Consider the following 15547-nt stretch of genomic DNA (forward strand, 5'->3'; position numbering starts at 1 on the left):
TTTTGTTTATAGACACTCCCAGAAGGCGATGTGTTTGTTGTAAAAGTCGGGATAGTTTTCTCTTAGGTGGCTAGCCGTTATATAGTATAAAGTAGAATGACAGGAAGTAAAGACTGGAGTAAGAGAGTAGAAATATTGAGGGTCAGTGATGGCTAAAAAGACAAATAATAGAAGGTCAACGGAGAGAATCCCTAAGTAGTAGAGGCGAATTTTTTTGTTCATCTGAGGATAAATCTCAGAGAACTGTTTTTTGAGTCGGAAGACTAAGCGAGACAGCAGTAGTCCCTGAGTAAGGATGAAAATGAAGCAAAAAATCAGACCTCTCTCCAAAGAAAGTTCGTATCGGGGTCTGAAAGTTACCAACAGTAGCAAATCGCAGAGTACAATGGCTGCAAAATGGATTCTAAAGAGCTTTTTCATAAGATGACCCCCCTCTTTTATCTAGCTTCATTCTACACTAAATAAATAGGACTTACAAGCAAAATAATAAAAAATCCCTGAAAGGAACTTCTTTCAGGAATAAGGGCTTAGTTGATTTTTTCGACATAGAGTTGTTTTGCGATATCGATGCTAACTTGGAGGTCTTCACCTTTGTTGACCAGTGTAAAGGTATTGGAAAAATTATCAAACTGTTTGACTTTGACTTGGTCACCGATATGAATCTCATGCTTATCTAAGTATTTGAGCAGGTCAAAGCTATCATGAACCCGAGTCACGAGATAGGTACCGGCTTCTTTGGTATCTACTAAAGGCAGGTTGTTGATTTCGACCAAGAGCTCTCCCTTGGCTGGGATGGTTCCTCCGTGGGGGCAGGTTTTAGGGAAGCCCAGTAGTTTATCCAGTCTCTCTACGAAGAGGTCAGATACAGTGTGCTCTAGGACCTCAGCTTCCTCATGGATCTGATCGCTAGTATAGTCTAGATGGTGAACTAGAAAGACTTCAATCAAACGGTGTTTACGATAGAGCTCAGAAACCAGTTTGAGGCCAACATCTGTCAATAGATAGCCGTTCTCCTTATCCTTGAGGATGAGATTTTCACTTTTCATGCGTTTGATCATCTCTGTTACAGCAGGCGGAGAGACCTGCATACGGGCAGCAATCTCTTTGTTGGTGATTTTTTGCATGTCCGTACCGATTTCATAAATACATTTTAAATAATCTTCTTTATTTGGAGTCATTCGTTTCCTCTTGTTCATTCTCTCCATCTAGTATACCAAAAAAAGCTAGATTTCTCTAGCTTTCTGTCATAATGCTTGTGATTTTAGTCTAGTTCTTTAACTGCAGCAATAGCAGCTTCAAAGTCTGGCTCCGTGTTGATATTGTCAACGTATTCTACATAACGGATGACATTGTCAGTATCGAGAACAAAGACGGCACGTGCAAGGAGATGCCATTCGTTGATCAAGAGGGCATAATCGCGTCCGAAAGAATGGTCGAAGTAGTCTGATAGCATGATGGCATTGTCAAGGCCTTCAGCCCCGCACCAGCGTCCTTGGGCAAATGGTAGGTCCATAGAAACAGTAAGAACGACAGTATTGTCAAGGTTGGCTAGTTCTTGGTTGAAGCGACGTGTTTGCGTTGAGCAGATACCGGTATCGATAGATGGGACAACACTCAAGACTTTTTTCTTTCCTTCAAAGTCGGCAAGACTTTTTTTAGAGAGATCGGTTGTCGTAAGAGAAAAGTCAAGTGCCTTGTCTCCGACTTGCAATTGTTTACCTGTAAAGGTTACAGGATTTCCGAGAAAAGTGGTCATAAACTACTCCATTCTTTTTTCTTTTATTTTACCGAGAATTGTCAGATTTTTCCAATGATTTGACCGGAAATTGAAAAAACGCCAATTCGGTGAGAATGACGTTTTTTAATGGATTATTTTGACAAACCTTCAGCAATCTTGTCAAGGTTGTATTTCATCATGTTGTAGTAGCTGTCACCTTCTTTACCTTCTTCAGCGATTGAATCAGTAAAGATTTGTGCGTAAATTGGGATATTTGTGTCTTGTGAAACAGTCTTCATTGGACGGTCATCGACACTTGATTCAACAAAGAGTGATGGAACTTTTGTTTGGCGAAGTTTTTCAACCAAGGTCTTGATTTGTTCAGGTGTTCCTTCTTCTTCTGTGTTGATTTCCCAGATGTAGGCACTTGGGACACCGTAGGCTTTAGAGAAGTATTTGAAGCATCCTTCGCTGGTTACGATGAGTTTTTTCTCAGCAGGGATATTGTTAAATTTCTCTTTGGCTTCCTTGTCCAGTTTGTCTAGTTTTTCAGTATAGTCTTTGAGATTTTTTTCGTAGAATTCCTTGTTGCTTGGGTCTTTGGCAATGAGCTGTTTAGCGATATTTTTAGCATAAATCATCCCATTTTCAAGGTTGAGCCAAGCGTGTGGGTCTTCTTTGCCTTTCTCGTTTTGGCCTTCAAGGTAGATAACATCAACGCCTTCGCTGACTGCAAAGTAGTCTTTGTTTTCAGTTTTCTTGGCATTTTCGACCAATTTGGTAAACCAAGCATTGCCACCTGTTTCAAGGTTGATACCGTTATAGAAAATCAAGTCAGCTTGAGAAGTTTTCTTAACGTCTTCAGGAAGTGGTTCGTATTCGTGTGGGTCTTGACCAACAGGAACGATACTGTGAAGATCAATCTTGTCACCAGCGATATTTTTGGTAATATCAGCGATGATTGAGTTTGTAGCAACAACTTTTAGTTTTTGACCAGAAGCAGCATCTTTTTTTCCGCTAGCACATGCTACAAGTGCAATGACGGAAAGAAAGAGTACAAGCAATGTACCTAATTTTTTCATTAGATTCCTCCAGAAGGGTTTCCCCTTATTTATTGATTTTTTTATTTTTTAGTTTCAAGTATCGTTGCTTTGGAGAGATAAAGAAACTGATTAAGAAGAAGCTGGCGGATGTGAGCACGATGCTGGATCCTGCTGCGAGGTTGAAGCTATAGCCGATAAAGAGTCCCAAAACAGAAGCGGTTGCCCCTAGGGTTGATGAAAGAAAAATCATGCTCTTTAGGCTATTCGCATAAAGGTAAGCCGTCGCAGCTGGGGTGATCAACATGGCCACGATAAGAATCGTTCCAACACTTTGCATGGCAGTGACTGACACAAGGGTCAAGAGCACCATGAGCAGATAGTGGTAGAAATTGACGGGCATTCCCATGGCTTTAGCCAGGAGTTCGTCAAAGGATGTAATCAATAGTTGTTTAAAGAAAATCCCGATAATCAAGAGAATCAATGCACCCACACCTATGGTGATCCACATGTCCGTATCTTGGACAGCGAGGATATTCCCAAAAAGGATATGGAAGAGGTCTGTCGAACTCTTGGCAACACTAATCAAGATGACACCTAAGGCTAAGAAAGATGAAAAGGTAATACCAATGGCAGTGTCACTCTTGATGATAGAGTTCCCCTTGATGTAGGTAATGATGATGGAAGCCATCAAGCCAAAGATGATCGCTCCAATAAAGAAATCAATTCCCAGGATAAAGGAAAGGGCTACGCCGGGCAAAACTGCGTGAGAGATGGCATCCCCCATGAGAGACATTCCACGTAAGATGATAAAACATCCCACGGCTCCAGCAACCACCCCGATGACTATAGCTGTTATCAGGGCATTTTGTAGGAAATGGAAATGTTGCAATCCATCGATAAATTCTACTATCATAGGTCACCTCCATTAAAGAAGAGCTTACTACCATAAGCTTTTTTGAGATTGACTTCGGTAAAGGTTTCTTCAGTTGAACCAATAGCAACCAATTCTCGATTGAGAAGCATAACTTGGTCGAAATAATGAGGGACTTTGCTGAGGTCATGATGGACGATGAGAACTGTTTTACCAGCTTTTTTAAGGTCTCTCAGTGTATTCATGATAATCTCTTCACTGATCGAGTCAATCCCGACAAAAGGCTCATCTAAAAAGATGTAGTCAGCTTCCTGCACTAAGCAGCGGGCAATCAAAACACGTTGGAATTGTCCTCCAGAGAGCTGACTGATTTGGCGATCAGCATAGTCTGAGAGTCCAACGATTTCAAGTGCATCCGCCACTTTTTTCCAGTGGCTGGCCTTTAAAGTGTGGAAGAGCGGGATAGATGGATAGAGTCCCAGTGAGACACATTCCTTGACCTTGATAGGGAAATTGTAGTCGATATGGATTTTTTGCTCGACATAGGCAACTCGATGTAAAGATTTCTTGACTTCTTTGTCATCGAGAAAGGCCTGGCCTTCGTGTGGGATAATTCCCAACATACTTTTTAATAAAGTTGATTTTCCAGCACCGTTTGGACCAATAATTCCGGTAATAGTTGGTCCTTGGAGCACTAGTGAAATATCCTTTAGTGCCAACGTTTCTTTGTAGGAGACACCGAGGTTTTCGATACGTATCATACAGTTGTTTTCCTCCTGTCTTTTAATATACATTAAAAAAAAAATTAAGTCAAGTTAATTTTTAAAAAATTTAAAATAATAACTGAAAAATGAAGAAAAAAGAGAGACCATTTTTAATTGCATTCCCAAGTGTTTTTTGCTAAGCTAAGAATAAGTGAGAAAATGAAAGCGAGAACAAGATGACACGTTATCAAGACGATTTTTATGATGCAATCAATGGCGAATGGGAAAAGACAGCTGTCATTCCAGCTGATAAATCTCGAACAGGTGGCTTTATTGACCTTGATGAGGAGATTGAAGAGTTAATGCTGGCAACTACGGACAAGTGGTTGGAAGGGGAAGATGTTCCAGAGGACGCTATCCTCGCAAACTTTGTTAAGTACCATCGTATGGTCAGAGATTTCGACAAGCGAGAAGCAGATGGGATCAAGCCTGTCCTTCCTCTACTAAAGGAATACCAAGATCTGGAGAACTTTGCAGATTTCACCAGCAAACTAGCAGCGTTTGAACTAGCTGGTAAACCAAACTTCCTTCCATTTGGTGTATCACCAGACTTTATGGATGCCAGAACCAATGTTCTCTGGGCCAGTGCACCAGGGACTATCTTGCCAGATACGACTTACTACGCTGAAGACCATCCTCAGCGTGAGGAGCTCTTGGCTCTTTGGAAGGAAAGTACTACGAATCTTCTCAAAGCCTATGATTTTTCAGATGAGGAAATCGCAGACTTACTAGAGAAACGATTGGAATTGGACCGTCGCATTGCGGCTGTGGTGCTTTCTAACGAAGAAAGTTCAGAATATGCCAAACTCTACCATCCATACGTTTATGAAGATTTTAAGAAATTCGCCCCTGCCCTACCTTTGGATGATTTCTTCCAAGCAGTGATTGGACAAACTCCAGATAAGGTTATCGTAGATGAAGAACGTTTCTGGCAAGTAGCAGAGCAATTTTATAGTGAAGAAGCGTGGCCTTTGCTTAAGGCAACCTTGATTTTGGCTGTGGTGAATCTTTCAACCAGCTATCTCACAGACGAGATTCGTGTCTTGTCAGGTGCCTATGGACGTGCCCTTTCAGGTGTTCCAGAAGCTCAGGACAAGGTCAAGGCAGCCTATCACTTGGCCCAAGGTCCCTTTAAGCAAGCCCTTGGTCTCTGGTATGCGCATGAAAAATTCTCCCCAGAAGCTAAGGCAGACGTAGAGAGAAAAGTGGCGACTATGATCGACGTTTATAAGGAACGTTTGGCTAAGAACGACTGGCTCACTCCTGAAACGCGTGATAAGGCCATTGTCAAACTCAATGTCATCAAGCCTTATATCGGTTATCCAGAGGAATTGCCAGAACGCTACAAGGACAAGGTAGTGGACGAAACTGCCAGTCTCTTTGAGAATGCCCTAGCCTTTGCGCGTGTGGAAATCAAGCACAGCTGGAGCAAGTGGAACCAACCGGTTGACTACAAGGAGTGGGGTATGCCAGCTCATATGGTCAATGCCTACTACAATCCTCAGAAGAACTTGATTGTCTTCCCAGCGGCCATTTTACAGGCTCCATTCTATGACTTGCATCAGTCGTCTTCTGCCAACTACGGTGGGATTGGTGCTGTTATTGCCCACGAAATTTCTCATGCCTTTGACACAAATGGCGCGTCTTTTGATGAAAATGGTAGTCTCAAAGACTGGTGGACAGAGAGTGACTATGCTGCTTTTAAAGAAAAAACGCAGAAAGTTATCGACCAGTTTGATGGACAAGAATCTTACGGAGCAACGATTAATGGGAAACTAACCGTGTCTGAAAACGTTGCTGACTTGGGAGGAATTGCTGCAGCCCTTGAAGCTGCTAAGAGAGAACCAGACTTCTCTGCTGAAGAATTCTTCCACAACTTTGCTCGTATCTGGCGCATGAAAGGCCGTCCTGAGTTGATGAAACTTATGGCCAGTGTCGATGTGCACGCGCCTGCCAAACTCCGTGTCAATGTGCAAGTACCAAACTTCGATGATTTCTTTACAACATACGATGTCAAAGAAGGCGACGGCATGTGGCGTTCACCAGAGGACCGTGTGATTATTTGGTAAGACAAAAAACCAAGGAAAATTTCCTTGGTTTTTTGTTTGCTAGAAAAAGGGATTGAAGGTCTTTTCGTGAGCGATGGTCGTAGCTGGACCATGTCCAGGATAGACATCGTAGTTAGGAAGAGTGAAAAGTTGCGTCTGAATGCTATGGAGGAGTTGTTCCGTGCTACCTGTAGGAAGGTCTGTCCGTCCGATGGTTTCTCGGAATAGAGCATCTCCCGTCAAGACTAGATGAGCATCAGGAAAGACCAGGGAAACACCGCCAATAGAGTGCCCTGGGGTTGGTAGAACTGTAAAACGAAATTCCTCAAGCTGGTATTCTTCATGAAAGACAAAGGTTTTCTCTGCAGGTTTTGCGACCACATCTGCCATATCATCGTGACGAGGGAGACCAGATAGATTATCGACTGGAGTATAAAGCCAAGATGCTTCACTCTCTGCTACATAAACTGGAGGATTTCCAAAAGTTTCACGAACCAAGTCCAGACTCATAATATGGTCGTAGTGGGTGTGGGTCAGGAGAATCGCACAGACGGGTTTGTTGATTTTCTCAATAGTCTTGTGAATAGCTTCCCAATGGCTACCTGGGTCAACCACAATCAGGTGTTGATCTCCTTCCAGGTAATAAGTGTTTTCATAGGCAACGGGATTCACGGTTTTATGGATTTTCATACTGGCTCCAATCTCAAAGAATGTACTAAACTAAGTATAGCACAGAAGAGGGAAATAAAGTGAAAAGAAAGTCCCACTTTTGTACTCAAGGTTGGTTGATTTATATTAAAAAAAGAAGGAAATTGCTGTGAGAAGACTTGTTATATTTTTAGTTGGATGGTAATAAGAACATAGAACAAATAAGAAATAACTGATAAAAATACAGTTTCTTTTATTGAGAACGCACTTGGATTTTATAGTTATAATTATAAATAAAATATGTTAAAAAAATAATATTTGCGAAGTGTATCCAAATATAAATGTAACGATTTGATACATTAAATAGTATTTTATTTATTTTTATATAATAACAAAAATAAGGTTTACAGTTTGTAAATAAAGGGTTTGAATAGAGTTTTATGAATCAAATAATTTGAATATTATAATTTTATTTTAAATAAAATTATAAAAGTTGTTGAAAAAGATAGGGAAAAATGTTAGTATGAATATGCATATTGAATATGAGGATATAATCCTTTTGAAATATCAAAATTAAAAAGCCTTTTTAAGGAGAGAAAGAAATTTTGTTTTTCTATATTTCAATATCGACATAATAAAAATAGGGAGGTTGTGTATCTTATGAAGAGTAAGCAACAGGATTTTAGAACGGAGAAGTACATTCGTTATGGCATTCGGAAGTACAGCTTTGGGGCAGCGTCGGTGGCAATTGCGGCCGGTTTGATGATGTTCCTAGGTAATGGTGCGGTATCGGCAGCGGAAGTACAAGGTGCAGATGCAACAGTGGCAACGACAACACCAGTAGCAACAAAGGAGTCGGAGTCAACTATAACGGCGGAGAAATCTGAAGCTAAGGCGTCAGAAAAAGTAGTAGAGACTAAAAAAGTTGATAAGACTGCTCTGACTAAAAAAGTAGTTGAGTTAGAAGCGAAGATTGCATCTGCAAAGAAAGCTGATGCAACAGCGATAGCTACTGCAAATGAAGTATTGATTGCGGCAAAGGCAGTTCTTGCAAACGAAACTGCAAAACAGGCTGATATCGATGCAGAGCATGCTAAAGTTGAAGCTTTGATTACAGTTGTAGTTGAGTCAGATGAAGCTGGGAAACAAGTTGAGGAAACAGCAGCAACTACAGCAGTCAAACCAGTGGCGACCACTGCTACAGAAAAAGCAGAAAAAGTAGAAGAAACAAAAGAAACTGTCGAACCAGTCCAAGAAGGTAAAAAAGTCTTAGAACAAGTTACGTCTGAAGCTGAGGTAACTAATGTTTTAGCAACTGAAGCAGTCCGTAGAAATAAGCTTGAGGCTGAAAACAAAGCGGCAATTGAGGCGGCGATAGCTAATAATAAAGAAGTTATTGCAGAAACTAAAAAAGTCCTAGCGAATGATACCCTTACAGCTAAACAAATCAATGATCAATTGTCACGCTTAAATGATTCCATTATTGCTGTCTACAATGATTTAAAGAAAGCAGGAATCGGAAAAGATGGAAACTTTGGAGTCGCTTTGGCTGCTCAAGATTTCTATGCCGAAGAGGGTTCTAACACAACTCATGCATCAGAAACAAACGCTTCAAATCATACTGGTAAAGATACCTATACAATTCCGGTACAAGAAATTAAATTAATTACGGGTACTGATGCTACAGGGTTAGAGATAGAAGTCTATTCTAATCAACGGACTGGTGAAGATACCAATGCTGGAAATGGGATGCATACAGAACAAGGTGGAAAAACTGGTCATAACAACAAAGGACGTGTAGACTATCCATTAACCCCTGATGCTGCTAAAAAGTTAGCTGAAGAAGCACCACTTTGGAGAAATAAACTCCGTGCCGATGGGTCAAGAATTTCAAACGCTGCGACGTCAATATACTCTGCTAACGGTGGTTATGAATACCTAGCTACAGAAATTTATGGCTATGGGTATGAACAAGGAGTTGACAGAGTTTATATTAAAGGTTTGAAAGATCGTATTGCAGTTACAGAAAAAGCTAAGCAAGCTGGTTGGAGTCTTACCTCTGTAACACCAACTAACCTTGTACCAGGTGTTGCTTATGATGAGGCGACAGATACCATTCAAGGTAAAGTAATTGCTGGTATTGAAAATGGAGTGTATGACTTACGATTCAATATTACTGCAACGAATACAGATGGGCGGACTGTCACCTTCCAAATTCAGAATCTACGTGCTGGTTGGGTAGGTTGGCAAGATAGCACACCTCCTACAATTCAGTCAGATTCAGCTCGTTATGATAGAACTGTTGGTGATGATGCGAATATCAATCTTCGTTTTCATGATTCTTCGGGAGCTAGTGCGATACCTGGCAATTCAGCAGGAAACTATGACTATACAACTGCTGAAGGTAAAGTAGTTAAAGTTCGTCAAAATTCTTCTAAAGCAGTCACAGGTGTCTCAGGCTACAACACTATAGGAGCAGAATTAGATGATTCTAAAGTGTTGATTCCTGGTACCAACTATACTGTAACAAACAGTACTGCTGAAGAGCAAAAAGCTGCTGGAACCAACATGGGTAATGCTGTCATTGGAGGTAAGGTGACAGAGGCAGGTATCTATACCGTTTCAGTATTTGCTAAAGATTATGATAAATTATCTAATAGTACGACATGGAATCAGTCAGGTCAAGAGGCTCACGGTTCTATTACTGTAGTTGTTAAGCCTAAAGTTGAAGTTCAAAACGTTGAAACCTATTCAACAACAGTTCCTGTTAAAATCTCGAAAGGTGCTACAAGTGCTAAGGTTACAATGCCAGATGGAACTGTAACAAACTTGAAAGCCGTTAATGGTAAATGGCTTGTAGATAGTGGTTCAACCAATACTGCGGTTACTGAAAATCAAGAACTAGGTGCTGTAGATTCAAATACCGTCTTTAATATTCCAGTCACGTCAGAAGCAACTGCAAAAGTTGGTGTTGATAATATCAAAGTAGAAGCATCAGCTGAAAATGTTAAGGGAACTTTCTTACGTGAGCGAGTTGAATTGAATGGAACTGATGGGCAAAAACACACTGCAGTTTTAAATAGTACATCTGGTCACTGGGAGCTTCCTGCTGACTATGCCGAAGTGAAAACAGCAAATGGAGATGGGACTACAACTTGGACGAAACGCCAAGTATACACTGAAGCGAAACTAGATGGCGGTATGAAATTCTTCATTTACGAATATACTCGTCAACTTGATAAAGATGGAAATGTAACCAGTGTAACTACTCCTGATCGTCCAATGACGGAATATGTTTCTCAAAATACTAACCAAGCTGGCGATGGTATGTCAGTAACTATTACTTTTGACAAACATTCAAACACATGGACATCATCAGATGGAACAGAAGTTACTGCTAAAAAGTTGGGTGATGATTCATGGGAAGTTCATACTAAATCAGGTTTTGGTGGAATCATTAGAGGAACAATCGCAACTAACTCAGATGTAGCGACTGTTGTCAATACGAAACCAACTGCAAGCTCACAAGATTATACTTCTACTAAAGGAACTGCGGTAGATCTCCGTAATGAAGCAAAAGCTGCAGTGACAATCTCTGATGCAGAAGATACTAAGTACGGAAAAACAACTTACATTACTCGTATTACAGTAACATCTCCTTCAGGAGTTCAGAAGGTTTATGACACTAAACAAGATGCAAACAACTATAATCTTGCTAGTGGTTATACACTGAGTGAAGTGGGAGTCTATACAGTAACAGTTGAAGTTATTGATAGTAATGGCAATTACACAACAGATGCTACAATAGGTGGAACTGAATCTGGTGTGGATCATGGGGCTGGCTCATCAACCGCTACAACAACTTACCACATTACAGTAACAGACACGATTGAAGGTCATAATGTAACATCCACAGATGTTCAAGGAGCGACTCAAACAGGTACTCCAACCTTTACATCTGTTGGTGATGGCTCACCTGTGGCACCAAGTGCTACTTCACCTGCTAAGTTGGTAGATCCTACCACTGGTAAGTTAGTTGACCAAGTAACAATTGATGGTCAAGGAACATACACAATTAATAATGAAACTGGTGTTGTGACATTTGTTCCGTTGAAAACATTCACAGGTACAGCAACCCCAGTGACTGTATCATTAACAGCAACTCTTGGTCAAGATAAAGATGGACAACCTATTACCACTACAGCGACAGCAACATATACTCCAACTGTTACACCAGTTACTCCAACAGCAACTCCTGCAGAATCAACTGGTATCCAAGGCGCTACTCAAACAGGAACGGTAGCATTCAAAGAAGGACACTCTGTTGCTCCAATCAAGCCGAACTCAGCTGTTCTTCTTGATAAGAATGGTACTCCGGTAGCACCTGGAGCTTCAGTAGATGCTTTGGATGAGAATGGTAACAAAGTAGGGGAATATACAATTGACCCAACTTCAAATACTGTAACATTCAGTCCAACCGATAAGACTTACAAAGGTAAAGTCCAACCTGCAACAGTTCAGGCTGAAGATGAGAATGGTACAAAAGTTAAGACAACTTATACTCCACATATTGTAGGTGTTACTCCAACAGCAGAACCTGCTAAGTCAGTTGATGTCCAAGGAGCAACTCAAGAAAGTACAGTAACATTCAATGGTGGTACGACTACACTGGATGGTAAACAGGTGACTGTAGATATTGACCCAGCTACTTTCACTCTTTTAGATGAAACCGGAACTCCAGCAACATCTGTTCCAGCTAAAGACCCTAGTGGAAATGTTATTGGTACATATACTCTGAAAACAGTTGGTGAACAAGCCGTTGCAGTCTTTACCCCAACTGATAAGACTTATAGTGGTGAAGTTCAACCTGTGCGTGTACAGGCTAAAGATAAAAATGGTATTTCGGTTGAAACAACTTACACACCATTGATTACGCCAGTTACACCAACAGCAACTCCAGCAACTTCTGAAAATATTCAAGGAGCAACACAAACAGGCACTCCTACATTTGTTCAAGGTGATGCAATTGCACCAATTAAACAAGGTTCAGTAAAACTTCTTGATAAAGAAGGAAATGAAGTTCCTGCAGGTCAGACAACTCCAGCTTATGCTGAAGATGGGACTACTGAAATTGGTACATTCTCTATTGATCCAACAACTGGAAAGGTAACCTTTAGTCCAACGGATAAATTGTATTCTGGTAAGGTTACTCCAGCAACTGTGCAAGCAGAAGATGAAAATGGAACTAAAGTGACGACAACTTACACGCCACAAATTATCCCAGTAAATCCTATTGGAGTTCCTGCGACTTCTGAAGATGTTCAAGGTGCAACTCAAACTGGAAAACCAGAATTCCAAGGTGGAACTGCAGTTGTCAATGGAAAAGAAGTTACTGTTGAGATGAATGACACTGTTCCAGCTAAATTGATTGATTCTAAAACTGGAAATGTTGTGGATTCTATCACTATTCCGGGTGAAGGTACTTATACTGTAGCACCGGACGGAACAGTAACCTTTGTTCCTGAAAAAACCTTTACAGGTCAAGCATCAGGCGTTGAAGTTTTACGTGAAGACAAGAATGGAACCCCCGTTACAGCAAGCTACACTCCAGTTGTTAAGGCAGCAATTCCAACAGCTACTGATGCTGTTACAGAAGACATTCAAGGTGCAACTCAAAAAGGAGTGCCTACATTCCTAGGTGGTAGGGTTACTGTTAATGGAGTGGAAAAAATTGTTCCTATTGATGAAGCCAAGGGTCTTGAACTTATTGATCCAAAAACAGGAAAACCAACAGATCAACCAATTGTCATTCCAGGCGAAGGAACTTATACTGTAAATAATGGTATGGTAGAATTTAAGCCAGAACCACAATTTACTGGAAAAGGAACAGGTGTAGAAGTACAACGTGTAGATGAGAATGGAACTCCTGTAAAAGCTAAATACACTCCAGTTGTTAAACCAGCAACTCCAACAAGTTCGGATGTTATTACAACAGATGTTCAGGGTGCAACTCAATCAGGAACACCAACATTTGAAGGTGGAAAAGTCAAAGTTAATGGTATTGAGAAAACTGTTGAAATTGATGAAACAGTCAAACCAACGTTTGATGATGGTACAAAAGAGAAGACAATTCCAGGTGAAGGTACATATACTATTGATGAAACTGGAAAAGTAACCTTTACTCCCGAGAAGACATTTACAGGTCAAGCAACAGGTGTGACTGTTAAGCGTGTTGATAAGAACGGAACCCCAATTACAGCTAAGTATACCCCAGTTGTTATCCCGGTTACACCTACTTCAAAAGATTCTGAATCAGAAGGTCCGAAAGGACAACCTCAATCAGGAACACCAACATTTGAAGGCGGAAAAGTAACAATCAATGGTAAAGAAATTCCGGTAGAAATTGATGAAACAGTTAAGCCGACCTTTGACGATGGTACAACAGAGAAGAAGGTACCAGGTGAGGGTACATATACTATTGATGAAGCTGGAAAAGTTACTTTCACACCAGAGCCAGAATTTGTAGGTCGAGCAACTGGAGTAACAGTTAAACGTGTTGATAAGAATGGAACCCCAATTACAGCTAAATACATCCCTACTGTACGTCCGAATACTTCATTTGTTGATACTAAAGGAAATATCCTAGCACCAAGTGAAGATGGTTCGCAACCTAAGAAAGATATTCCAGGATATAAAATTGTTGAAACTAAGGTTGATGAAAAAGGCAATGTGGTCCACGTTTATGAGAAGGTTAAGACTAGTCATAAGGATAAGGAAGGCAATGACATTCCAGGTTATCCAACCGAAGACGGCGAACAACCTAAGAAGGATATTCCAGGCTACCGCTTCGTAGAGACCAAGAAACTTCCAAACGGCGACACAGAACACGTTTATGAGACGGTTAAGACTAGTCATAAGGATAAGGAACGCAATGAAATTCCAGGCCACCCAACCGAAGACGGTGAACAACCTAAGAAAGATATTCCAGGTTACCGCTTCGTAGAGACTAAGAAGCTTCCAAACGGAGACACAGAACACGTTTATGAGAAGGTTAAGACTAGTCATAAGGATAAGGAAGGCAATGAAATTCCAGGCCACCCAACCGAAGACGGTGAACAATCTAAGAAAGATATTCCAGGCTACCGCTTCGTAGAGACTAAGAAACTTCCAAACGGCGACACAGAACACGTTTATGAGAAGGTTAAGACTAGTCATAAGGATAAGGAAGGCAATGAAATTCCAGGTTATCCAACCGAAGACGGTGAACAACCTAAGAAAGATATTCCTGGTTACCGCTTCGGAGAGACTAAGAAACTTCCAAACGGTGACAGAGAACACGTTTATGAGAAGGTTAAGACGAGTCATAAGGATTAGGAAGGGAATGAAATTCCAGGTTATCCAACCGAAGATGGTGAACAACCTAAGACAGATATTCCAGGTTACCGCTTCGTAGAGAGTAAGAAACTTCCAAACGGTGACACAGACCACGTTTATGAGAAGGTTAAGACTAGGCATAAGGATAAGGAAGGCAATGACATTCCAGGTTATCCAAGCGAAGGCGGTGAACAACCTAAGAAAGATATTCCAGGTTACCGCTTCGTCGAGACTAATAAACTTCCAAACGGTGACACAGAACACGTTTATGAGACGGTTAAGACTAGTCATAAGGATAAGGAAGGCAATGACATTCCTGGTTATCCAAGCGAAGGCGGTGAACAACCTAAGAAAGATATTCCAGGTTACCGCTTCGTCGAGACTAATAAACTTCCAAACGGTGACACAGAACACGTTTATGAGACGGTTAAGACTAGTCATAAGGATAAGGAAGGCAATGACATTCCAGGCCATCCAACCGAAAACGGTGAACAACCTAAGAAGGAAATTCCAGGTTACCGCTTCGTAGAGACTAAGAAACTTCCAAACGGTGACACAGAACACGTTTATGAGACGGTTAAGACTAGTCATAAGGATAAGGAAGGCAATGACATTCCAGGCCATCCAACCGACAACGGTGAACAACCTAAGAAGGAAATTCCAGGTTACCGCTTCGTAGAGACTCAGAAACTTCCAAACGGCGACACAGAACACGTTTATGAGAAGGTTAAGACTAGTCATCAGGATAAGGAAGGCAATGAAATTCCAGGACATCCAACCGAAGACGGCCAACAACCTAAGAAAGATATTCCAGGTTACCGCTTCGTAGAGACTAAGAAACTTCCAAACGGCGACACAGAACATGTCTACGAAAAAGTTGTTACTGCCCCTCAACAAAAGCCGACTGAGCAATCTCCAACTACTAAAGCAACCAAAGAATTACCTAATACTGGTACGGAAGATCATGCAGCTTTGGCAGCTCTAGGAGTACTTGGTTTGATGAGCGGATTTGGACTTGTGTCTCGCAAGAAAAAAGAAGACTAATTCTATACTCGAGATTCTAAGTAGTATCCATTAGTTTC

The 15547-nt window shown here is 41.0% G+C and carries 10 protein-coding genes; 3 read left to right on the forward strand and 7 right to left on the reverse strand.

What is annotated here, in order from left to right:
* Positions 1-6: 6 nt before the first annotated feature.
* The 6 genes from AB2B49_RS02110 to AB2B49_RS02135 form a co-directional block, all read right to left on the reverse strand.
* Entirely contained in the window at positions 7-420 is a 414-nt protein-coding gene (locus AB2B49_RS02110; RefSeq protein WP_254733811.1) for a hypothetical protein, read from the reverse strand.
* A gap of 107 nt (positions 421-527) precedes the next feature.
* On the reverse strand, positions 528-1178 hold the full coding sequence (locus AB2B49_RS02115) for a metal-dependent transcriptional regulator (RefSeq protein ID WP_084943832.1): 651 nt from the start codon (positions 1176-1178) through the stop codon (positions 528-530).
* Positions 1179-1261: 83 nt separating this feature from the next.
* Positions 1262-1756 carry a thiol peroxidase gene (gene tpx / locus AB2B49_RS02120; RefSeq protein WP_061417416.1) on the reverse strand — a complete coding sequence of 165 codons (495 nt, stop codon included), beginning with the start codon at positions 1754-1756 and terminating at the stop codon, positions 1262-1264.
* Positions 1757-1869: 113 nt separating this feature from the next.
* Positions 1870-2799, reverse strand: a complete 930-nt coding sequence (locus AB2B49_RS02125; protein WP_000733079.1) for a metal ABC transporter substrate-binding protein — start codon at positions 2797-2799, stop codon at positions 1870-1872.
* Between the two features lie 25 nt (positions 2800-2824).
* Positions 2825-3673 carry a metal ABC transporter permease gene (locus AB2B49_RS02130; RefSeq protein ID WP_000634601.1) on the reverse strand — a complete coding sequence of 283 codons (849 nt, stop codon included), beginning with the start codon at positions 3671-3673 and terminating at the stop codon, positions 2825-2827.
* Positions 3670-4392, reverse strand: a complete 723-nt coding sequence (locus AB2B49_RS02135) for a metal ABC transporter ATP-binding protein (protein ID WP_049504719.1) — start codon at positions 4390-4392, stop codon at positions 3670-3672. Before AB2B49_RS02135 ends, AB2B49_RS02130 begins: the two co-directional genes overlap by 4 nt.
* 179 nt (positions 4393-4571) lie before the next feature.
* Here AB2B49_RS02135 and AB2B49_RS02140 point away from each other — a divergent pair, with 179 nt between their 5' ends.
* Positions 4572-6464, forward strand: coding sequence for a M13 family metallopeptidase (locus AB2B49_RS02140; RefSeq protein ID WP_049504716.1), 1893 nt, complete (start codon positions 4572-4574; stop codon positions 6462-6464).
* A gap of 39 nt (positions 6465-6503) precedes the next feature.
* Here the strand turns inward: AB2B49_RS02140 and AB2B49_RS02145 are convergent, their stop codons facing one another.
* The gene (locus tag AB2B49_RS02145; protein ID WP_049504714.1) at positions 6504-7133 is read right to left on the reverse strand and encodes an MBL fold metallo-hydrolase; all 630 of its coding nucleotides are present in this window, start codon (positions 7131-7133) and stop codon (positions 6504-6506) included.
* Between the two features lie 618 nt (positions 7134-7751).
* On the opposite strand from AB2B49_RS02145, the gene AB2B49_RS02150 reads away from it, so the two are divergent.
* Entirely contained in the window at positions 7752-14465 is a 6714-nt protein-coding gene (locus AB2B49_RS02150) for a YSIRK-type signal peptide-containing protein (protein ID WP_320691882.1), read from the forward strand.
* A 57-nt stretch (positions 14466-14522) separates the two neighbouring features.
* Positions 14523-15509, forward strand: coding sequence for a MucBP domain-containing protein (locus AB2B49_RS02155; RefSeq protein ID WP_320691895.1), 987 nt, complete (start codon positions 14523-14525; stop codon positions 15507-15509).
* Positions 15510-15547 lie beyond the last annotated feature (38 nt).

This window comes from Streptococcus jiangnanensis (genome assembly GCF_040888325.1).
GTDB lineage: Bacteria > Bacillota > Bacilli > Lactobacillales > Streptococcaceae > Streptococcus > Streptococcus jiangnanensis.